The sequence below is a fragment of the Bacillus sp. NTK071 genome (assembly GCF_017303315.1).
Lineage (GTDB): Bacteria > Bacillota > Bacilli > Bacillales > Guptibacillaceae > Guptibacillus.
Window position 1 is genome coordinate 1 of sequence record NZ_JAFKOI010000027.1, and the last position, 22,059, is coordinate 22,059.

General features: G+C 40.7%; 21 protein-coding genes, 3 tRNA genes, 1 rRNA gene, 1 other RNA gene and 1 other annotated feature. Of the genes, 22 read left to right on the top strand and 4 right to left on the bottom strand.

All coding sequences use genetic code 11. From position 1 onward, the window contains the following. Positions 1-75 (top strand): 5S ribosomal RNA (gene rrf, locus JI666_RS22045); the annotation flags it as partial. 216 nt (positions 76-291) lie between these two features. On the opposite strand, the gene JI666_RS20200 is transcribed toward rrf, so the two are convergent. Further along, complete coding sequence (locus tag JI666_RS20200; RefSeq protein WP_206894871.1) at positions 292-1,251, bottom strand: YaaC family protein; 960 nt, start codon at positions 1,249-1,251, stop codon at positions 292-294. Positions 1,252-1,367: 116 nt separating this feature from the next. Between JI666_RS20200 and guaB the strand changes: the two genes are divergently transcribed. From guaB to JI666_RS20230, 6 genes are all read left to right on the top strand, one after another. Next, complete coding sequence (gene guaB / locus JI666_RS20205; protein WP_206894872.1) at positions 1,368-2,825, top strand: IMP dehydrogenase; 1,458 nt, start codon at positions 1,368-1,370, stop codon at positions 2,823-2,825. A gap of 149 nt (positions 2,826-2,974) precedes the next feature. Continuing rightward, the gene (locus JI666_RS20210) at positions 2,975-4,318 is read left to right on the top strand and encodes a D-alanyl-D-alanine carboxypeptidase family protein (protein WP_286170991.1); all 1,344 of its coding nucleotides are present in this window, start codon (positions 2,975-2,977) and stop codon (positions 4,316-4,318) included. A 184-nt stretch (positions 4,319-4,502) separates the two neighbouring features. Continuing rightward, on the top strand, positions 4,503-5,390 hold the full coding sequence (gene pdxS, locus JI666_RS20215; protein ID WP_206894873.1) for a pyridoxal 5'-phosphate synthase lyase subunit PdxS: 888 nt from the start codon (positions 4,503-4,505) through the stop codon (positions 5,388-5,390). A gap of 74 nt (positions 5,391-5,464) precedes the next feature. Then, on the top strand, positions 5,465-6,058 hold the full coding sequence (gene pdxT, locus JI666_RS20220; protein WP_206894874.1) for a pyridoxal 5'-phosphate synthase glutaminase subunit PdxT: 594 nt from the start codon (positions 5,465-5,467) through the stop codon (positions 6,056-6,058). 66 nt (positions 6,059-6,124) lie between these two features. Continuing rightward, positions 6,125-6,330: a binding site (T-box leader), on the top strand. 336 nt (positions 6,331-6,666) lie between these two features. Beyond that, positions 6,667-7,941, top strand: a complete 1,275-nt coding sequence (gene serS / locus JI666_RS20225; protein ID WP_206894875.1) for a serine--tRNA ligase — start codon at positions 6,667-6,669, stop codon at positions 7,939-7,941. A gap of 192 nt (positions 7,942-8,133) precedes the next feature. Then, positions 8,134-8,226, top strand: a tRNA-Ser gene (locus JI666_RS20230). 131 nt (positions 8,227-8,357) lie between these two features. Here the strand turns inward: JI666_RS20230 and JI666_RS20235 are convergent. Continuing rightward, the gene (locus JI666_RS20235) at positions 8,358-9,029 is read right to left on the bottom strand and encodes a deoxynucleoside kinase (RefSeq protein ID WP_206894876.1); all 672 of its coding nucleotides are present in this window, start codon (positions 9,027-9,029) and stop codon (positions 8,358-8,360) included. Continuing rightward, the gene (locus tag JI666_RS20240; protein ID WP_206894877.1) at positions 9,026-9,667 is read right to left on the bottom strand and encodes a deoxynucleoside kinase; all 642 of its coding nucleotides are present in this window, start codon (positions 9,665-9,667) and stop codon (positions 9,026-9,028) included. Before JI666_RS20240 ends, JI666_RS20235 begins: the two co-directional genes overlap by 4 nt. 180 nt (positions 9,668-9,847) lie before the next feature. Here JI666_RS20240 and JI666_RS20245 point away from each other — a divergent pair, with 180 nt between their 5' ends. From JI666_RS20245 to JI666_RS20275, 7 genes are all read left to right on the top strand, one after another. Next, complete coding sequence (locus JI666_RS20245; RefSeq protein WP_206894879.1) at positions 9,848-11,047, top strand: cation:proton antiporter; 1,200 nt, start codon at positions 9,848-9,850, stop codon at positions 11,045-11,047. 286 nt (positions 11,048-11,333) lie between these two features. Beyond that, positions 11,334-12,452: a 4-hydroxyphenylpyruvate dioxygenase gene (gene hppD, locus JI666_RS20250; RefSeq protein WP_206894881.1), complete on the top strand. Its 1,119-nt coding sequence runs from the start codon at positions 11,334-11,336 to the stop codon at positions 12,450-12,452. Between the two features lie 40 nt (positions 12,453-12,492). Next, complete coding sequence (locus tag JI666_RS20255; protein WP_206894884.1) at positions 12,493-13,122, top strand: flavin reductase family protein; 630 nt, start codon at positions 12,493-12,495, stop codon at positions 13,120-13,122. Between the two features lie 5 nt (positions 13,123-13,127). Beyond that, positions 13,128-14,033, top strand: a complete 906-nt coding sequence (locus JI666_RS20260; protein WP_206894887.1) for a fumarylacetoacetate hydrolase family protein — start codon at positions 13,128-13,130, stop codon at positions 14,031-14,033. Then, the gene (locus tag JI666_RS20265) at positions 14,020-15,177 is read left to right on the top strand and encodes a homogentisate 1,2-dioxygenase (protein WP_206894889.1); all 1,158 of its coding nucleotides are present in this window, start codon (positions 14,020-14,022) and stop codon (positions 15,175-15,177) included. Before JI666_RS20260 ends, JI666_RS20265 begins: the two co-directional genes overlap by 14 nt. A 105-nt stretch (positions 15,178-15,282) precedes the next feature. After that, positions 15,283-15,358 (top strand) — tRNA-Arg (locus tag JI666_RS20270). A gap of 335 nt (positions 15,359-15,693) precedes the next feature. Further along, entirely contained in the window at positions 15,694-16,680 is a 987-nt protein-coding gene (locus JI666_RS20275) for a hypothetical protein (RefSeq protein WP_206894891.1), read from the top strand. A 37-nt stretch (positions 16,681-16,717) separates the two neighbouring features. Here JI666_RS20275 and JI666_RS20280 read toward each other — a convergent pair whose 3' ends face one another. Then, positions 16,718-17,332, bottom strand: coding sequence for a cysteine hydrolase family protein (locus JI666_RS20280; RefSeq protein WP_206894893.1), 615 nt, complete (start codon positions 17,330-17,332; stop codon positions 16,718-16,720). Positions 17,333-17,423: 91 nt separating this feature from the next. On the opposite strand from JI666_RS20280, the gene tadA reads away from it, so the two are divergent. The 8 genes from tadA to JI666_RS20320 all read left to right on the top strand — a co-directional run bounded on the left by tadA (position 17,424) and on the right by JI666_RS20320 (position 21,835). Next, a complete protein-coding gene (tadA, locus tag JI666_RS20285) occupies positions 17,424-17,948 on the top strand; it encodes a tRNA adenosine(34) deaminase TadA (RefSeq protein ID WP_206894895.1) in 525 nt (174 codons plus the stop codon). A gap of 42 nt (positions 17,949-17,990) precedes the next feature. Beyond that, a tRNA-Ser gene (locus JI666_RS20290) sits at positions 17,991-18,083 on the top strand. 101 nt (positions 18,084-18,184) lie between these two features. Then, an RNA gene (ffs, locus tag JI666_RS20295) (signal recognition particle sRNA large type) lies at positions 18,185-18,451 on the top strand. Positions 18,452-18,591: 140 nt separating this feature from the next. Continuing rightward, entirely contained in the window at positions 18,592-20,283 is a 1,692-nt protein-coding gene (dnaX, locus tag JI666_RS20300; RefSeq protein ID WP_206894897.1) for a DNA polymerase III subunit gamma/tau, read from the top strand. Positions 20,284-20,327: 44 nt separating this feature from the next. Continuing rightward, on the top strand, positions 20,328-20,648 hold the full coding sequence (locus JI666_RS20305; protein ID WP_414635158.1) for a YbaB/EbfC family nucleoid-associated protein: 321 nt from the start codon (positions 20,328-20,330) through the stop codon (positions 20,646-20,648). A gap of 11 nt (positions 20,649-20,659) precedes the next feature. Further along, complete coding sequence (gene recR, locus JI666_RS20310; protein WP_206894900.1) at positions 20,660-21,256, top strand: recombination mediator RecR; 597 nt, start codon at positions 20,660-20,662, stop codon at positions 21,254-21,256. A gap of 20 nt (positions 21,257-21,276) precedes the next feature. Then, a complete protein-coding gene (locus JI666_RS20315) occupies positions 21,277-21,492 on the top strand; it encodes a YaaL family protein (protein ID WP_136948935.1) in 216 nt (71 codons plus the stop codon). Positions 21,493-21,568: 76 nt separating this feature from the next. Next, on the top strand, positions 21,569-21,835 hold the full coding sequence (locus tag JI666_RS20320) for a pro-sigmaK processing inhibitor BofA family protein (RefSeq protein WP_136948936.1): 267 nt from the start codon (positions 21,569-21,571) through the stop codon (positions 21,833-21,835). The last annotated feature ends 224 nt before the right edge of the window (positions 21,836-22,059 follow it).

Sequence of the window (22,059 nt, forward strand, 5' to 3'; positions counted from 1 at the left end):
AACACGGAAGTTAAGCTCTTCAGCGCCGATGGTAGTTGGGGGATCTCCCCCTGCAAGAGTAGGACGTCGCTGGGCAATAATGAGAAGTCAGAGATCAAAACGGTCTCTGACTTTTTTGTATGGTCTTAACTTTAAAAAGGTCTAGACAAACAATTCTTGCTTTAGTACAGAATCGCGGATATAATTTAGAATTCGCGGATATATCATGAAAAACGCGGATATATTTCGATTTTCGCGGATATAGTCACCAAAATCGCGGATAAATACCGCAATGCCATCATAACCACTATCTTATTTTCTCATTTCTAAGAACTCATAAAGCAAGTAAGGCACTTTTTCAGATGTTATCTCAAGAAACTGCAATATAAATGGAAGATCTACAGACTCCTGTGTGTGAAAAAGGTCACCCCACCATTCGGTTTCATATCGGCAAATCATACTTAGATTATAAAGAATGAGATAGTGGGCCATGATTTCAGTAATAGGATTGTACTGTATCCTTTCTGCAGGAATGTATAGTTTTTCGTGGCTAGATAGGAAAGGGCGCTTAAATAATTCTTTACTGAGCCCACCTTCAATTTTAAGAGTCAATAAATTACGGCTTTGTGTAAATACTTTTATTTCTTCTTTCCTATGTTGCTTAAGAAAAGACTCAAACCTTTCAACCGTCATATTAAGTGAATCAAGAATGTCCGACTGAATTGTAAAAGAATTCGAAGTAAGAGGTATTGCTCTATAGCAAATTACCTTGCCGCTCATTCTTTCAAATAGTGAACTCATCTCAGGAATAAGTGATAATACTTCTTCCATTCTGTATTTTTCTCCTTCAACTTGTTTCATATGGAACATTTTTCTTGAAAAATATTCAAAGAGTCCGTTCTTCTGCCCTTTCACTTCGTCTTGCATAAATGAATAATGACGCTTTTTACGTTTTCTAGACGTTACACCGTGGGCTAGAACATGTGTATCCCCTGGATAATTTGGATCGAGAGTTAACAAGCATGCTTTCAATAGTTGGATCATTCCATAAAACAACAGGATTGGTTTTAATTCTGTTTCTGCAATAGCTGCATGACGATAATACCGCTCACCATATTCAATGAAGTACATAAAACGATAGCAGGCATCATAACTTTTGCGTTCTGCATCTGGAATTTCAATGTTAGAATAACATTTCTTCAGATATTGCTGAACATATGAAGCTGATTGGAATTCATAGTTCGTAGTACGGTGATGTCCAGAATACCCCATAAGAACCCTCCATGTTTGATAATTCAAACTTATTCTATCTTTCTTGACAGTAGTTTAACCAATTGATAAGCTACTAATAAAATTTCGGTCAAATCGATTAGAGGAGGATGAAAGGGATGTGGGAATCAAAATTTGCTAAAGAAGGATTAACCTTCGATGATGTATTATTAACACCAGCTTTTTCAGACGTACTACCGAGGGAAGTATCTGTTAAAACTCAATTAACAAAGAACCTTGAGTTAAATGTTCCGATTATCAGTGCAGGCATGGATACAGTAACAGAAGCCCCTATGGCTATTTCAATGGCACGACAGGGTGGACTTGGTATTATCCATAAGAGTATGTCAATAGAGGAACAGGCTGAGCATGTTGATCGTGTTAAGCGTTCCGAGAGTGGTGTAATTACAGATCCTTTCTTTCTCACGCCAGAGCATCAAGTATTCGATGCTGAACATCTAATGGGGAAATACCGTATTTCAGGTGTTCCAATCGTTAATGATGAACGAAAGCTAGTTGGCATCCTAACTAATCGTGATCTTCGGTTTATCGAGGATTATTCAATTCAAATTAAAGAAGTAATGACGAAAGAAAATCTTGTTACGGCTCCAGTTGGTACAACTTTAAAGGAAGCAGAACGTGTTCTTCAAAAGCATCGTATTGAAAAGCTCCCTTTAGTTGATGATGATGGGACTTTAAGAGGACTTATCACCATTAAGGATATCGAAAAAGTCATTCAGTTCCCACAGTCAGCTAAAGACAATAGAGGAAGGCTACTTGTAGGTGCTGCTGTAGGTAATACAACTGATGCTTTAAAGCGAGTAGAGAAGCTAGTTGAAGCAGGTGTTGATGTCATTGTTCTTGACTCTGCACATGGTCATACTGAAGGTATCATGACTAAAGTAACCGAAATACGTGCTGCATTCCCTGACCTTTCTATCATTGCTGGAAACGTAGCAACAGCTGAAGGGACAAGAGCACTAATTGAAGCAGGAGCCGATGTTGTTAAGGTAGGTATTGGACCAGGATCTATTTGTACAACTCGTGTAATTGCAGGCGTTGGTGTACCACAAATTACAGCCATTTATGAATGTGCGACTGAAGCACGCAAACACGGTATTAGCATCATTGCAGATGGAGGAATTAAGTTCTCTGGTGATATTGTTAAAGCCATTGCTGCAGGTGGGCACGCTGTAATGCTAGGTAGTATCCTTGCAGGCGTTGATGAAAGTCCAGGAGAGCGCGAAATTTACCAGGGTCGTCAATTCAAAGTCTATCGTGGTATGGGCTCAATTGGTGCTATGGAAAAAGGCAGTAAAGATCGTTATTTCCAGGAAAATATGTCTAAGCTAGTTCCTGAAGGAATCGAAGGAAGAGTTCCATATAAAGGACCACTAAGCGATACAATTCATCAGTTAATTGGCGGTTTACGTTCTGGTATGGGCTATTGCGGAACCAGAACCCTCAATTCACTACGTGAAGACAGTCAGTTTGTCCGCATTACAGGTGCAGGACTACGCGAGAGTCATCCACACGACGTTCAGGTGACGAAAGAAGCACCAAACTATTCCGTTTAATAGTACTTTTGAATGAAGTTTAGAAGCGTCTGTGACAAAAATAGATCAATACGTTCGAAAAGTAGATAGGGGGGCTTCCTCTATCTATTTTTTTAATTTTAGGTGTGATAGAATAGCGGTTATGTGAGACTTATTTGGAGGTGTAGGGGTTGAAAAACCTTGGTTTAAAAGCCATGATCGTAACTATGGCGTTTGTATTACTATTAGCAGGAACATTTGGTGGAGGCCGTACTGCAATGGCTGCAGAGGCACCAGAAATCAATGCAGAAGCAGCGATCTTAATCGATGCAAATTCAGGGAAAATTCTATATCAAAAAGATCCTGAACTAACGCTCTCACCTGCAAGTATGACAAAAATGATGTCGGAATATTTATTGCTTGAAGCAATTAGTAAAAACGAAATTGCATGGGATGACAAGGTTTCTATTAGCGAAACGATACATAAGCTCTCCCAAAATCGTTCTCTTTCCAACGTGCCACTTCGCGTAGATGAAAAATATACAGTAAAAGAATTGTATGAAGCTATGGCGATCTATTCTGCGAATGCAGCAACTATGGCACTTGCAGAACATCTAGCGGGAAGCGAAACGAAGTTTGTTGAAATGATGAACGCAAAAGCTAAAGAAATGGGTATGAAGGAATATAAATTTGTAAATAGCTCAGGGTTAAATAACAGAGATCTCCTTGGAAACCATCCTGCTGGAGACCCTGAAGAAGAAAATATGATGTCTGCTCGTTCAACTGGACTTCTTGCTTATCATCTTCTAAATGACTTCCCTGAAGTACTTGAAACAACGAGTACGCCGGTTAAGAAATTCCGTGAAGGTACAGATGATGAAATTGTAATGAAGAACTGGAATTGGCTTCTTCCAACGCTTATTTATGCTAATAAATATTCTGTAGATGGAATTGATGGACTTAAAACAGGATCGACTGATCTTGCAGGCTATGCATTTACCGGAACTGCAAAGCAGGGTGACATGCGCTTAATATCAGTTGTGATGAAGACGGATTCTTATGAAGCACGCTTTAATGAAACAGCTAAATTATTGAATTTTGGTTTCGACCAATTTGAATCACAATCAATTATTACAAAAGGCGATAAAGCAAAAGATAATTCAACAGTTCCTGTTGTAAAAGGTAAAGAGAAAGAAGTTAGTGTGGCTGCAGGAGAATCATTTAGTGCAGTAACAGAAAAGGATACTGAACAACCTTATGAGCTAAGCTATGAACTTGATCAGTCATTGTTAACAGAAGATGGGGAACTTACTGCTCCAATTAAAGAAGGCGATAAAGTTGGTCAAGTCGTTTTGAAATCGACTGGCAAGGACTTTGGTTACATCACAGGTGATAACGGTACGTCTGTTCCGCTTATAGCAACAGATTCTATTGAAAAAGCTGGTTGGTTTACACTATCAATGCGCGCAATTGGTGGTTTCTTCGGAGGCATCTGGACGAGTGCAGCGGATGCAGTAAAAGGGTTATTTAGTTAATAAAAACACAAAGTTTTGGAAAAAATACTCTTCGACTACCATATCGGGGAGTATTTTTCTAAATCTTTTACGAAATCAACGCACATGTGATAGGACAAGTCCTCAAAAAATGTTACAATAAAAGCGTTTGATAGATAGATGTAAGCAAAAATCGTTTTCTACTATAGATATGGGAGGAATATAGATGAATCAACAAACAGGTACAGATCGTGTAAAACGTGGTATGGCTGAAATGCAAAAGGGCGGCGTCATCATGGACGTTATTAATGCAGAACAGGCAAAGATTGCAGAAGAAGCTGGTGCAGTAGCTGTCATGGCGCTTGAACGCGTTCCTTCTGACATTCGTGCAGCAGGCGGCGTAGCACGTATGGCTGATCCTACAATTGTAGAGGACGTTGTAAATGCTGTTTCTATTCCAGTTATGGCAAAATGCCGAATCGGACATATTGTGGAAGCTCGCGTTCTTGAATCAATGGGCGTAGACTACATCGATGAGAGTGAAGTATTAACTCCAGTTGATGAAGAATATCACCTTGATAAGCGCAAGTACACTGTTCCTTTCGTATGTGGTGCACGTAACCTAGGTGAAGCACTGCGCCGCGTAGGTGAAGGTGCTGCAATGCTTCGTACAAAAGGTGAACCTGGAACAGGAAACGTTGTTGAAGCTGTGCGTCATCAGCGTCTTATTCAATCCCAAATTCGTAAAATTTCAAGCATGTCTGAAGATGAGCTGATGACAGAAGCGAAAAACCTTCAGGCGCCATTTGAGCTTCTTCTTCAAATTAAAGAGCTTGGACGTCTTCCGGTTGTTAACTTTGCTGCTGGTGGTATTGCAACTCCTGCAGATGCAGCCCTAATGATGGAGCTTGGTTCTGACGGCGTATTCGTTGGTTCTGGAATTTTCAAATCTGATAATCCTGAGAAGTTTGCTAAAGCAATTGTGGAAGCAACAACTCACTATCAGGATTATGAATTGATTGCAAATATCTCTAAGAACCTTGGAATCGCAATGCCAGGTATTGAAATATCTTCACTTAAGCCAACAGAGCGTATGCAAGAGCGCGGCTGGTAAAAACATTGATCCCCCACCTGAGCAACATGAGGTGGGGGTCTTGCTTAGATTAGACATAAGGAGTCGAGAGCATTATGGTGAAAGTCGGGGTCCTTGGACTGCAAGGAGCAATCCGTGAACATGTGAAAGCACTTGAAACGAAAGAAGCCGAGATTGTAGTTGTAAAACGCGTTGAGCAACTTGAAGATCTAGATGGTCTTGTGTTGCCAGGTGGAGAAAGTACAACGATGCGTCGATTAATTGATCAATATGGATTTCTTGAGCCTTTAAAGGCGTTTGCTGCTGAAAAGCCTATCTTTGGTACTTGCGCGGGTCTTATTCTTCTGTCAGAACGTGTTGAGGGACTTGAAGGGTCTCATATTGGCGTGATGAATGTGACTGCTAAGCGTAACGCATTCGGGCGCCAGCGTGAAAGTTTTGAAGCACCATTACCTGTCGAAGGGTTAGATGAAGACTTTATTGGGGTGTTTATTCGTGCTCCATATATTGAAGAAGTAGGAGAGAACGTTGAAATACTTGCTACATTTAATGAGAAAATTGTAGCTGCACGAGAAGGGCGTTTCCTCGCATGCGCTTTCCATCCAGAGTTAACGGATGATGATCGTATGCATCAAATGTTTATTGATATGGTTCTTGAGTTTAAGAAAGAAGGACTTGCAACAGAGTAAATTTTCGTGTAAATTATAACGTACCAAGTAGCAGAGTATACAATCTCTGCCTGAGACGAATGATAAACAAAAACGTTGACGGGAATTAGTAATAGATGTTCAATGCAAAGAGAGTCGATGTGTGGTGTGAATCGATCATTGAGCCCTATGAATCCATCCCTGAGTAGAAGGCTGAAATATAGTAGGCCATCTCGGAGCAGACCGTTATTCTGTTAAGAGGCAGGCAATTGTCTGCAATCAGGGTGGCAACGCGGGTAGCTCTCGTCCCTTTATAGGGGACGGGGGCTTTTTTGTATTCAAAAAGACTCTTTTCTAAAAGATTATTGTTTTTGAAAAGTGATTTTAAATAGCCGCACATCAAAGTTGATTGGAGCGAAAGGTGCTCGACTCCTGCGGGATGAGCGGGACAGGTGAGACCCCACAGGCGCGTAGCGACGAGGAGGGCTCATCACCCGCCCCGCGGAAAGCGAGCATCCTGGAGCGGAAATCAACCACTACTCTTATTGCTAAAGCAACAATGTTTACGAAAAAGTCATTCATAAACATCTAGCCTATACCCAAGATTTGTCCGTTAACTCGTTTATCATTCTAAAAAAGGAGGAAAAAGCATGATTGATTTAAAGTATTTGCGTAAGAATTTTGAAGAAGTAAAAACGAAGTTATCAAAGCGTGGGGAAGATCTAGTAGGTCTTGATCGTTTTGAGGAACTTGATCAACGCAGAAGAGATCTTATTGCAGAAACTGAGCAGTTAAAAGGGAAGCGTAATGAAGTTTCCAAGAGCGTAGCTGCCTTTAAACGTGAAAAGAAGGATGCGGATCACTTAATTACAGAGATGCGTGAAGTTGGCGATAAGATTAAGACGATTGACGAAGAACTGCGCACTGTTGAAACAGAGCTTGAGCAAATTCTTCTTCAGATTCCGAACATTCCTCATGAGAGCGTTCCTGTTGGCGAAACAGAAGATGACAATATCGAAATTCGTACGTGGGGTGAGAAAAAAGAGTTCACTTACGAGGCGAAACCACACTGGGATATTGCGACAGATCTTAATATTATTAATTTCGAACGTGCTGCAAAAGTGACAGGAAGCCGATTTGCTTTCTATAAAGGAGCAGGAGCACGACTTGAACGTTCCCTTATTAACTTCATGATGGATCTACACGAATCTGAGCATGGCTATGAAGAAATTCTTCCTCCATACCTTGTGAACCGTGAGAGCATGACTGGTACAGGTCAGTTACCTAAATTTGAAGAAGATGCTTTCAAAATTCGCGAAGAAGATTATTTCTTAATCCCAACAGCAGAAGTCCCCGTTACAAACTTCCATCGTGACGAAATTATGGATGTGGAAGAGCTACCACTTGCTTACACAGCCTATAGTGCTTGTTTCCGTTCCGAAGCGGGATCTGCTGGTCGAGATACACGTGGATTAATCCGTCAGCATCAGTTTAACAAAGTAGAACTTGTTCGCTTTGTTAAGCCAGAAGATTCTTATGATGAACTTGAGAAGCTAACTGGACACGCTGAGAAGGTGCTTCAACTTCTTCAATTACCGTACCGTGTGATGAGCATGTGTACTGCAGATCTAGGATTTACAGCAGCAAAGAAATACGATATCGAAGTTTGGATTCCAAGCTATGGAACGTATCGTGAAATTTCTTCTTGCAGTAATTTTGAAGATTTCCAGGCACGTCGAGCAGGCATTCGATTCCGTAGAGAGAAAAATGGAAAACCGGAATTCCTTCATACACTGAACGGATCTGGCCTAGCGATTGGAAGAACAGTTGCAGCAATCCTTGAGAACTATCAGCAAGAAGACGGTTCTGTCATCGTTCCAGAAGTACTTCGTCCATATATGGGTGGCCGTGAAGTTATTAAATAATGTTTATAAAGAGTAGAGAATTTTCTCTGCTCTTTATTTTAAAGATGAAATAGTGTATAGTAAGAGAGGTTGATTTGGTCAACAATTTAAGGGAATTAAATTTTTTTAAAAAAGTTTCGGGATATTGTTGACATTATTTTAAGACGGTGATATTATATTAATTGTCGCAGTTAGTTAATAACTTAACAACACGGAGGAATACCCAAGTCTGGCTGAAGGGATCGGTCTTGAAAACCGACAGGGGCTTAATCGCCCGCGGGGGTTCGAATCCCTCTTCCTCCTCCATTTACTAATTAATAACCAACGCGCATATAATTTGGAGATTATATTTGACCACTGTCATCGCCGGCAGTGGTTTTTCTATGTTCAAAAATAGGTATAACAAAAAAGCTATCCATGATGGATAGCTTTTTTGACTAGGATCTACTTAATGAAGGAATCTGATGAAACTTCTGCTCGATGCGCTTTAAGATAAGTTCTACAGAAGAAGGGTCGTTAACAAGATCGTAATCATTAATATTTAAACGGAGAATCGGACAGGCATTGAAGCTGTCAATCCAGTTCGTGTAACGCTGATACATTTCTTCCCAATATTCCGTTGGTGTTTGTTGCTCCATTGGACGACCACGTTCTTTAATACGATCAACGACATCATCAAATGATCCTTCAAGGTAGATCATTAAGTCAGGATGCGGGAAGAATGGTGTCATCACCATTGATTGGAAAAGGTTTGTGTACGTATCGTAATCTACGCTCGACATCGTTCCTTTTTCGTAATGCATTTTGGCGAAAATACCTGTATCTTCATAGATGGATCGATCTTGTACAAAGCCGCCTCCATATTCGAACATTCTTTTCTGTTCTTTAAACCGTTCTGCTAGAAAATAAATTTGCAAGTGAAAGCTCCAGCGAGAAAAGTCATTATAGAACTTTTCAAGGTATGGGTTATTATCTACTTTCTCGAGCGATGTTCTAAATTGTAGTGCATTTGCTAGGGCGTTGGTAATCGTAGATTTCCCTACGCCTACAGTACCGGCTATCGTTATGACGGCGTCCTGTGGAATATTGTATTTCTCTCTGAGGTTCATTTAACAGGGTCTCCTTCTTTCAATGTTTGTTCGAGGGTTTGAAAGATCGTGTGCAAATCCTTTTGATTCGACACAAAATCCATCTCGTCGCCATTGAAGCGTAGCACTGGAATATCGGGATGATGTGCTTCGAATTCTTGCATAAATCGTTCATAATCAGAAGATAGACGTTCAAGATAAGCGGGATCAATGCTTTTCTCAATCTGTCTTCCTCTTTGGGAGATACGATTTAATAGCGTTTCAAGGCTAGCATTTAAATAGATAATGACGTTCGGTTCAGGCATTCCCTCGGTTAAGATGTCATAAATCTTCATGTATTTAGAAAAGTGCTTGTCACTGAGCGTTTGTTGGGCGAATATTTTATTCTTAAAAATGTGGTAATCAGATATAACAGGAAGCTGTTTGGAAAGATAATGCTTATCGATCTCTTCTAATTGTTTGTATCGATGGCTGAGAAAAAACATCTCGGTTTGGAAGCTCCACTCTTCAATGTCATCGTAAAACTTACCTAAAAATGGATTCTCTTCTACAATTTCTTGAAAGAGCTCGAATTTGTAATGAGCAGAGAGTGCTCGCGATAGAGAAGTCTTTCCAACACCGATCGGGCCTTCGACGGCAATAAATGGGGTCTGGTTCATACGTATCCTCCTCCGTCGTTTCTATAGCAGACCTTACTTATCTTTTAATAGACAAAGCTTATTGTAGCATAGACCTAGGACTGTTGACAGGGTTAAAACATGCAACTTAGAGGTAAATAAAGCCTGCCTGTTTAATCCCTATCATCAAGGGGAATTTAGCAAATGGAAAGGAGTGGAATAATGGATTCTCATCAAATTTTGATTCTTTTATTTATCGGTTACTTAGTCTACACAATTGATAATAAACAAAAAAACTTTCCGGCTCCACTTGTCTTGCTTTTACTTGGTATTGCTTTATCTTTTGTTCCCTTTTTTACATCTGTACATATTACCAAAGAAATTATTTTTGAATGGTTTCTACCAGCACTCCTTTTTATATCAGCGTATCAGTTTCCATTCTCCCATTTGAAAAAGCATGCTGGCATTATCGCTGCACTAAGCACAGTAGGGCTTCTACTCAGTGCACTTCTTCTTGGTACTCTATTATATGCGATAAGTGGTCCGTTTCTATCCCTATCATTTGTTGGGGCTTTATTAATTGCTTCAATTCTAACTCCAACTGATCCGGTTTCTGTTGTATCAATATTGAAAAAAGCATCGAAGGATCCAAAGATAGCTGACGTTGTAGAAGGAGAGTCCATGGTGAATGATGGTACAAGTATTGTTCTTTTCACTGTCATAGCTTCCATGTATCTAGGGGGAGAACAGTTTTCAACCAGTTCTTTTGCTTATGATTTCATACTAGTATCACTCGGTGGTATAGCGATTGGTGCATTATTTGGATGGATTGTATGCAGGGCCATTTATTTTACTCATCAAAGGCAATATCAGGTCATGCTTAGTATCGTTCTCGCTTATGGAAGTTTTTATGTAGCTGAAAAACTTGGTGTCTCAGGTGTACTTTCAGTTGTAGCAGCCGGAATCATGCTCTCTTACGAACTTGATGGCTTCATTAAAGAGACCCATTACAGAGAATATTTAAATAGTTTCTGGGAAGTAGTTGAACCTAGTATATTAGCTCTAATCTTTTTATTAATAGGCATTGAGACAACTAACTATCTTGACTTCAATCACTGGTTATTCGCAGGCATTATTTTCCTGACTTCCGTGCTCGTTCGCTTCCTCGTTCTTACAGGCATTATTAAGTCCTTTTCAAGCTGGCGAAATGAGTTTAATTGGAAAGATATTTCACTCGTTACCTGGTCTGGCATTCGTGGCACAATGTCAGTCGCATTGTTACTTGGTTTAGAAACAGAGTATGGTTCTGGGAGCGGAACAGTCATTTCTCTTACCTTTGGTGCTGTTTTACTCTCACTTGTATTTCAAAGTTTAACGATCTATCCACTTTCGAGTTATTTTGAAAGAAAGACCAGGCAATAACCGGTCTTTCTTTTCAAATAGGGCTCCAGTGCCTGTCGGGTCTATCCGGGCGCTTTCGCCTTTCATTAGATCCAGCTGCAGCGCCCACCCCCTCGGTCACTTCACCCTTCACCTCGAACACAAAGATCGTGTTCAATTTGAAGGGCTCCAGTGCCTTTCGGGTCTAATCGGGCGCTTTCGCCTTTCATTACATAGAAGCGTTATGGCTTTAGCAAGGACTCTTGAAAGGAAATGGAAAAAGCTATACGTTTAAGCTGAGTGACAAACTAAATTTGGAGGGATCATTATGCAGGAACAGATGTTGAATCAAAATCAACAGGATACCGCTGACTTTTTCCCCGTTCGTGATGTCGATTATTTGGAGCTTTATGTAGGTAACGCAAAGCAAGCGAGTCATTATTTTTGTAAGGCGTTTGGTTTTAAGCCTGTTGCTTATTCAGGGTTAGAAACAGGCGATCGTGAGAAAGTTTCTTATGTTTTGCAGCAAAACAATATTCGACTCGTTCTTTCGGGAGCCTTGTCTAATGATCATCCAATTGCAGAGTTTGTTAAATTACATGGAGACGGTGTGAAGGATATTGCTCTTACTGTGGACGATGTTGAAAGGGCTTACAAAGAAGCTTCTGAGCGTGGGGCGATCGAACTTAGTCCGCCAAAAGAATATAAAGATGAGCATGGTGTCGTGAAGATGGCGGTTATTGGAACGTACGGTGATACCATTCATACACTTGTCGAGCGGAAGAACTACCCTGGGATTTTTCTTCCTGGCTATACAAAGTTTGAGGGGACAATTCCGTCAGAGGAAACTGGACTAATTGGTATTGACCACTGCGTCGGAAATGTTGAATCAATGGAAGAATGGGTTTCGTATTATGAGAATGTTATGGGCTTTAAGCAAATGATTCATTTTGATGATGAAGATATTAGCACCGAGTATTCTGCCTTAATGTCGAAGGTTATGCATAATGGTGGGCGCATTAAATTTCCTATTAATGAACCTGCGAATGGGAAGCGTAAATCCCAAATTCAAGAGTACCTTGATTACTATAATGGTCCAGGCGTTCAACATATCGCTGTTCTTACTAACGATATTGTTGATACGGTTGGGAAACTGCGTGACGGTGGCGTTGAGTTTCTTGAAACGCCAGATGAGTATTATGAAGAATTGACGGAACGAGTGGGGGAAATTGACGAGGAGATTAGTAAGCTTCGTGAATTGAAGATATTGGTCGATAGCGATGATGAAGGTTATCTTCTTCAAATTTTCGCAAAGCCTGTTGTTGACCGTCCAACACTCTTTATTGAAATCATTCAGCGTAAAGGAGCAAAAGGTTTCGGAGAGGGTAACTTTAAAGCATTATTCCAGGCCATTGAGCGGGAGCAGGAACGTAGAGGCAACTTATAGAAGATAGCATCATCATACTTAAGAAGGAGTTGCCAGTCTCATGAAAGTACAACCAGATACGTTAGACTGGAAAGAAGCTTATAAGTTATTAATTGGATCAGTAGTACCTCGTCCGATAGCTTTTGTTTCAAGTATGGATCGTAACGGCGATGTTAATCTAGCACCGTTTAGTTTTTTTACTGGGATTTGTGCAGACCCGATGATGGTTTGTTTTGCTCCAATGCGAAAAGCAGGTGAAGGGAGCAAAAAAGATACCCTTCTAAATATTGAAGATACAAAGGAATTTGTTATAAATATTGTTAGCGAAAAAATTGTGGAACAAATGAATGAATGTGCTACACCATTTGAAAAGGAGACAGATGAGTTTATCGCTTCTGGGCTTACGAAAGAGCATAGTGAGCTTGTTGGTCCACCTCGGGTGAAAGAAAGCGGCGTTCAACTTGAATGTATTCTTGATCAAGTTGTCGAATTTGGCGATCACGAAGGTTCTGGAAGTTTGGTTATTGGCAAAGTTGTTATGGTTCACGTGCGTGACGAATTATACGAAGATGGCAAAATTAATACTGAGAAACTGAATCCTGTTGGGCGTTTAGCAGGCCAAGAGTATACTCGTGCAACAGCAGATACGTTTACATTGATTCGAAAAACAACGGCTAATGGAAAGAGCTGAGAACGGTGAAATTCGTTACTTTTGAAGTAGACGGTAGGATACAAGTAGGTATAGTTCATAGTGACCGAGTTGTTAGTTTGCATCAGGCCTCGAACGGGGCTATACCAGAAAATTTAATAGATGTAATTCAAAATTTCGAACGTTACCATACTCTTATTAAAGAATTACCAAACACTGGATATGAATTGAAAGATGTTACGCTACATGCCCCGATCCCACGCCCTTTGAGCATAAGAGATTTTTATGCGTTTGAAGAACATGTACTAAGTGCGAGAGGGAAGAGAGGTCTTGGGATTGTACCTGAATGGTATGAGTTACCAGTGTTTTATTTCTCTAATCATATGGCAGTAAAAGGACCAGATGATCTTATTCATCGACCGCGTTCATGTGAAAAGCTAGATTATGAACTTGAAATAGCATGCGTAATTGGAAAAGAAGGTCGGAACATCAAAGCTGAACAGGCAGCTGAGCACATTTTCGGGTTTATGATAATGAACGATTGGAGCGCGCGTGACCTTCAATCAAAGGAAATGAAGGTTGGTCTTGGTCCTGCAAAAGGAAAAGATTTTGCTACTTCGTTTGGGCCATATCTCGTTACAAAAGAAGAACTTCCGCTAGAACATGGTCGACTTAATCTTAAGATGGAGGCATTTGTTAACGGAGAGCGTTATTCCTTGGGAAATGCGAAAGACATGTATTATTCATTTAGTGAGATTATTGAACAGGCATCAAAAAATGTAACGTTATATCCAGGTGAAGTGATTGGCTCAGGTACAGTAGGCAGTGGTTGTATTCTTGAACAAATGGGGCGTAACTGGCTCGTACCAGGTGACAAGGTAGATCTCTCAATTGATCATCTTGGAACACTTTCAAATATCATAGGAGAGGAGGAAGAGGATGGTCTATTATAAGAAAATGGGTGAGATTCCACATAAACGCCATACCACTTTTAAGAAAAAAGATGGATCGCTTTATCGTGAGCAGGTGATGGGAACGAAAGGGTTTTCTGGAGTCCAATCGATTTTATATCATCATCATTTCCCGACTGCAGTAAAAGAAGCAGCCTTTCTTAAAAGTACTTTGCCAGAGTTTGAATCGAATAGTGCACTTCGACATCGTCATTTTCGAACCGCACAATGTGACACTAAAGGAGATGCAATTGTCGATAGGTGTTATTTCCTGGGGAATGAAGACGTACTGCTAGGTGTTGTGAACCCTACTGAAAAGATGGATTACTTTTACCGTAATGGTGACGGTGATGAACTTTTCTTCGTGCACCATGGTACTGGGAAAATTGAAACGATGTTTGGTGTGATGACGTATGGTCCTGGGGATTATATCGTGATTCCAATAGGGACGATCTATCGGGTTATTCCTGAAGGAGTTGATAATCGCTGGCTCGTTATTGAAGCAACCAGTGCCATTACAACACCTCGGCGCTATCGGAATGAATATGGTCAGTTAATGGAACATAGCCCATTTTGTGAACGAGATATTAGTGGGCCAGATCACCTCGCCTCTTATGATCAAAAAGGTGATTTCGAAGTGGTGACGAAAACAAGAGGTGGACTACATCGTCATGTATTCGATCATCATCCACTCGATGTGGTCGGATGGGATGGTTACCTGTATCCTTGGAAGTTTAACATCAATGATTTTGAACCAATTACAGGACGCGTTCATCAGCCACCTCCTGTGCACCAAACGTTTGAAGGAAATAACTTCGTAGTCTGTTCATTTGTACCGAGACTTTATGATTACCATCCAGAGTCAATTCCAGCACCTTATTTTCATAGTAATGTCGATAGCGATGAAGTGCTCTACTATGTCGAAGGAAACTTTATGAGCCGTAAAGGTATTGAGGAAGCTTCAATCACTTTACATCCATCTGGTATTCCACACGGTCCGCATCCAGGAAAAATAGAAGCAAGCATCGGCAAAAAAGAAACGCTAGAGCTTGCAGTAATGGTTGATACCTTTCGTCCGCTTAAGGTTATTGAGCATGTACACCAATATGAAGATACTAACTATATGCAAAGCTGGGTAACAGAATAGCCAATTGGGGGAAATGTTCGGATCGCGTGATCTAATGATCACGCGATTATTATCGTTCAATACTCTTTTGCTTTTGATCATTTTACTGTATAATATGACTCATTCGGCCCCGTAGCTCAGGGGATAGAGCAACGGTTTCCTAAACCGCAGGTCGGAGGTTCAATTCCTCTCGGGGCCACCATTTAAATCCTTATGAGATAAGGGTTTTTTATTTTTCCTTTTCTTCATATATAAAACAACTATGCAAGACGTGTAGGGCACCCCTGCACGTCTTATTTTTATATAAAAATATTAAAAAGATATTTGTTTTACTAATAGAAAAGGAAGTGACAAATCATTCAGTAGGAGAAGTGTGAGAGTTATTCTTCATTAATAGAGTCAATGCCCCTCTACAGATAGATATTAATTGGGTCAATAATGTTGCTAATTAATGATTTTCATTGTTAAAAAATTCAAGCTAAAGGACCTTAAAGGTGATATGATAGAAGGAGTATGGAGAGTGGGGAGGCTTTCAAGTTGGACGATTGGAAAGGTGCTTTGGCCGAGCTATTTCGAGCCGTTGGAATCAATCTTAAATCTGAGCTTGCTCCCATGGTTGATGGTTTGCAATCTTTTTTCTCAGACAACCCGTGGGGACAGCTTTTCTTATTATTACTTATACTTGTCATAGCTGCTCAGGGCATGAGCTCTATTGCTAGACTTTATGACCGTGCTTTCAGACAAACGATTGAGCGGAAGATGGAAACAAATTCGAATCTACATTATTTCTTTAAAGGGTTTCTACATCATAAACGCTCTGAAGGGTGGATGAATGATTCATCCTGGCAACAAAAAGAACTACAGCGTTTTGATCTTTATGAGCTTGAATGGTTGAAAAATGAGCTTTCGACTGCTGAAGGTGACTTTCGTGATTATCGCCCGCAGACGTTTTTTGCTGGTATTCTTTTCTCGCTTTTTACACTCTTACTCGTATGGTACTATGAGTGGACGATATTCGAAAAAGATATTTTGGCCATTTTATTGCCTGTGCTTATTGTTACGTGGTGCATGGGCCTTGTTTTCTACAAAGTTGGAATTAAAAAACGGTTCTACCAGTCGTTGAGTACGAGTGTGAAACTCGCTATTTCAACGAAAAAAGTACAGGATGTCATGATCTACATAGACTCTGATTTAAAGCGATACAAAACGGAGCGTGTGACATCAGACGGTGGCTATTATGAAGTTGTACGCTGCATGACATGTTTGTACCATTCAAACTATCTTGAGAAAGTTCGTTTTCAAATTAATGACACAGTCCTTGCCTTTACGGCAAAAGAACGTGTTATTGAGGTGACAGTAAGTAGTGAATATGGCAATACGTTTCTAATTGATCGTCTCGAATTCCGGGACGGCTATTGCCAGAGCCTGCGCAAGGGAAGCAAACTTTTTGATGATAAATTAATGGTAACTTATTTAAATGCTGCATTTGAGCAGCGTCCTGCTTATTTTCAAACAAGCTCTTAATCATCCAACCTCTCTTCTATAGAAGAGGGGTTTTTGTTTACCCATCGTATGAAGTTAACGTTTGTCGCTGAGTCGCTTGTTCAATAATAGCTGCAATGTCCAGCTCAGTAGAAGGGTTTGTATTTGCCTTTAAGTTCCCCTTCATTAATCTAAGAGCGTATTCATTGTCTTCTTCGAGGTTAGAAGCACAGCAATCGGATGGAATGTAAAGGTCATATTCCCTCATATAAGCATCGTTTGCAGTGAAGAGTACGCATATGTTTCCGGCGAATCCTGTAAGTATCAGTGTTCTTACTTCTAAGAACTTCAATAAGGAAGAGAGCGGTGTAGAAAAGAATCCAGAATGCTTTGGTTTCACAACAGTATAATCATCGTCTTCTGGCTCAAGTCGATCAACGAGATGCTGTCCATTCGCGCACGCAGCATAATTAATTACTTTTTTAAAATCAGACTGCCACAATCCGTAATTGTCATTTACATAAATAAGAGGAACTCCTGCTGCTTTAGCCTTTACCTTTAATGAAGCAATTGAATCAGCAGTTTTTTCTGTGTATCGAGCAAGTAGTTCAGCATCCTTAAAATCCATCGTGTTAATGACATCAATTAATAAGAGAGCAACAGATGTCTTATTCTTGTTTTGATCTTTGCTCATTTGGATTTCTCTCCTTATAATAGAATTAGAAATTAGTTGTAGTTTGCCCTAATCATGCAGTAGATAAAACGATCAAGAAGGAGTACACGCTATGCACGATCAACGTCAAAGAGATGAACAATTTATGATGGCAGCCATTCGTGAGGGAGAGAAAGCGGAGTCTATTGGTGAAGTACCAATAGGTGCAGTGATCGTGAAAGATGATCACATTATTGCGTCAGCTTATAATTTACGAGAAACGGAACAGCGATCTGTCGCCCATGCAGAATTGCTCGCGATTGACGATGCCTGTAAAGAGGTTGGTTCATGGCGGTTAACAGGGTGTACACTATATGTGACGCTTGAACCGTGTGCGATGTGTAGCGGTGCTATCGTTTTATCAAGAGTTGAGCGGGTTGTGTTTGGTGCCAAAGACCCAAAAGGTGGGTGTGCCGGTACGTTGATGAACCTACTTGATGATAACCGCTTTAATCATCAAGCTGAGGTAACGGCAGGAATCTTAGATGAAGAGTGTGGGAGCATGCTGTCACGTTTTTTCCGTGAATTAAGGGAAGTGCGAAAAGAGAAGAAAAAGCTCGCTAAACAGCAGAGTGCATTCTTTGAAAAACAAGAATAGGCATGGTATAGTGTTTTCTGTGCCATTCAGGCATCGACGGATGGAGGCGTACCCAAGTTTGGCTGAAGGGGGCTGACTCGAAATCAGTTAGGACGTTTACGCGTCGCGGGGGTTCAAATCCTCTCGCCTCCGCCATTTACATTCATTGGTGTATCTAGACCTATTGCTAAATAGGTGAAAACGCGATATACTATATTTTGCACCGTTCGAGTGCACTAACTTTATTATCAAATTTGCCGTGCTAGGTGGGGAATTAGCGGTGCCCTGTACTCGCAATCCGCTATAGCGAGACTGAATCCCTTCCCGAGGTTTAGCCACTGCAGGGTCTGCCCTGAATAAGTGGTGTTGACATTCGGGTCCTGCGCAACAGAGTCCTATGAACCCTGTCAGGTCCGGAAGGAAGCAGCAGTAAGTAGGTACCCTCTGTGTGCCGCGGGAGTGCCCGGATCGAGCTAACTGTTCAGGTAACGCCTGTGGTGGCTTTATCAAAGGAAGGTGCACGGTTTACTTAATTAAATGTCCAAGCTCACTCTTTTATAAGGGTGAGTTTTTTAGTGTCGTTTATAATGGATTGCCTTTTGAATTAGAGAGCTCAAGAAGGTATAATAGAAATGTATGAAGAGGTTAGGAGGAGAGTAGGCGAATGAGTTACCAGGCGCTATACCGTGTCTGGCGACCACAAACGTTTGAAGATGTGGTTGGCCAGAAGCACGTAACAAGAACAATTCAAAACGCACTCATGCAGCAAAAAATCTCTCACGCCTATTTGTTTACAGGACCTCGAGGAACGGGAAAAACAAGTGCTGCTAAAATTATTGCGAAAGCGATCAACTGTGAGAAAGCACCGGTTGCTGAACCATGTAACGAGTGTTCAGCTTGCCTGGGCATAACAGACGGTTCAATTTCTGATGTAATAGAAATTGATGCTGCGTCTAATACAGGGGTCGACGATATACGGGATATACGTGATAAGGTGAAGTATGCACCGAGTTCTGTTTCTTATAAGGTGTATATTATAGATGAAGTGCACATGCTTTCAACAGGAGCGTTCAATGCCCTTTTGAAAACACTGGAAGAACCGCCAAAGCATGTGGTATTTATTCTAGCGACAACTGAACCGCATAAAATACCGCTAACCATTATTTCACGGTGTCAGCGATTTGATATGAGACGTATTACTGCTCAAGATATAGTTGGCCGCTTGGAAACCATCATCCAAGCTCAAGATATTCAAGTAGAAGAGGATGCTCTTTATCAAGTAGCTCGAGCTGCAGATGGAGGAATGCGTGATGCGTTAAGTATTCTCGACCAAGCGATATCTTACAGTGAAGCAAATGTTGTATTAGATGATGTCCTCGCCGTAACAGGAAGCGTATCTCAGAAGATGATATCCAAAATTGCGATGGCCTTCTACAACAAAGATGTCGCGGAAGCGTTAAATGCTGTTGAGGAGTTAATGGACCACGGCAAGGATGCAGCGCGCTTTATTGAAGATTTGATTTATTATTACCGTGATCTACTCTTGTACCAAACAGCTCCACAACTAGAAGAAGTTGTCGAACGAGTTAAAATTGATCAAACGTTTGAACAGTTGGGGAACAATTGCGCCAAAGAATGGATTTACGCGGTTATTGAAACGTTAAATCGAAGTCAACAAGAAATGAAGTGGACAAACCATCCTCGTATTTTCCTTGAATTAGCACTTGTACAAATTTGTCAGGAAGAGACGAGTAGCCAGGCTACAGGTCAAGATCAAAGTGAGCTTCTTGATCGAATCGAGAAACTTGAGAATGAACTAAACACGTTGAAGGAAAAAGGCATTACGGTTAAGCAATCGGAAGATGCACAGGAAGGAAAGCCGAAGAAACAATTTAAACCTTCTCGACAGAAATCTGGCGTGTCTCATGGTAAAATAAAAGAGATGCTGAAGAAAGCAACAAAGCAGGATCTAATGAAAGTGAAAAGTGTCTGGGGAGAAGTAATGGAAAACGTTCGTCAGGAAAAAGTCTCGGCTCACGCCTGGTTAAAGGATAGTGAACCTGTGGCATCCACTGAAAATGCGTTTCTATTATCATTCCAATATGACATGCATTGCCAAATGGCAACCAAGGATAATATTCGTGGAACGCTCGAGCAAGTGTTATCTCGAACGCTTGGCAAGCAACTAGAGATGGTTGCGATTGTTGAAGAAGAGTGGAAGCAAGTTCGCACCGAGTTCTTGAAAACAAGAGACGAGCCAGAAACGACTAATGAAGGCGAAGAACCTGCAGAAGATCCTTTGATTGCAGAAGCAAGGCGCTTAGTAGGCGATGACTTGTTAGATATTCAAACTTAAAATTTTAATTACAAATAAGGAGGAATTTTTTTATGAAACGTGGCATGGGTGGCGGAGGAAACATGAATAACATGATGAAGCAAATGCAAAAGATGCAGAAGGATATGGCAAAGGCTCAGGAAGAATTGAAAGATAAAATCGTTGAAGGTTCAGCTGGTGGCGGTATGGTTCTTGTAAAAGCTAATGGTCATAAAGAAATCCTTGAAGTTATTGTTAAAGAAGAAGTTGTTGATCCAGATGACATCGATATGCTTCAAGATCTAGTACTTGCTGCAACAAATGATGCTCTTCGCAATGTAGACGAGTTAGTTAACAAAGACATGGGTAAATTCACACAGGGTCTTAATATGCCTGGAATGTTTTAGGGGGAATGCAAGTGCATTATCCTGAACCGATATCAAAACTGATCGACAGTTTTATGAAATTGCCGGGAATTGGACCAAAAACGGCGGTCCGCCTGGCTTTTTTCGTTCTTGAAATGAATGACGACGATGTACTTGATTTTGGTAAGGCGTTAGTTAACGCAAAGCGTCAGCTCACGTACTGCTCAATTTGCAATCACATCACGGATACTGATCCTTGTCGGATTTGTTCTGATAGCCATCGAGATGAATCAATCATTTGTGTTGTTCAAGATGCTAAGGATGTTATCGCGATTGAGAAAATGAAAGATTATACAGGTCTCTACCATGTTCTTCATGGAGCGATCTCCCCTGTAGAAGGAATTGGACCGGAGGATATTAAAGTGCCGGAGCTTTTAAAGCGACTGCAGGATGATAAAGTGACGGAAATAATTCTAGCTACAGACCCTACAATAGAAGGAGAAGCAACTGCGATGTACATCGCACGTCTTGTAAAACCAACAGGAATTCGCATTACCCGCATTGCGCACGGTCTTCCGGTTGGCGGTGATCTTGAGTACGCTGATGAAGTTACGCTCTCTAAAGCAATGGAAGGTCGACGTGAGGTGTAGTAGGGTCAGGAGGGAACAAAATGCTCTTCAAACGTAAAGGCTATTTACGAAAGCAAGCTGATGAAAGTTTGCTCCAAACGCTTCATGAATTAAAAGATGTTTGGAACAAACAAAAAGAAATCGTGGAGCGCAGTGTAGAGCCTTCGGGAGCTGTTCTTGCGAAGCTTAAAGTTGATGAAGCAAAATACTTCTTTCTATTAAAAGAAGCAAAACGTCGAAAGATAAGAATGGGATAGTGTTAAACTTCCCGTTCTTTTTTATTTGGACAAACATAAGCTTTACTAAATCTGAAAAAAAGAGCGGAGGTCTGCTATGGATCCTAAACTCGTCATCGGACTGTTTATCTTATGTATTGTTTTGCTTCTATTTATTGGAGCTCCCCTAAAGCCGATGCGTTGGATCGGCCAGGGATTAATTAAACTAGCAATTGGTGCTCTACTACTGTTTTTCTTAAATACGTTTGGAACGCCCTTTGATCTTCATGTACCTATAAATCCAGGAACAGCATTTGTTACCGGTTTTCTAGGAGTTCCCGGCCTTGTAGCACTTGCTGCAATTGAGCTTATTATTATAGGTTAGCAAAAGAGGACTCGTTGATAAATGAGTCCTTTTTGTTTTTCTGAAATAATTTTTGAAAAGGGGTTGCGTATTCTGGGTAACCCTGATATAGTTATATAGGTCGCCGACAGAATGCGGTTGACGCGAAAAAAGAATTTAAAAAGTTGTTGACGCCAACTGAGTTAATATGATATATTAATAAAGTCGCTGAAAACGACATTGAAAGAAATAAATTGATCTTTGAA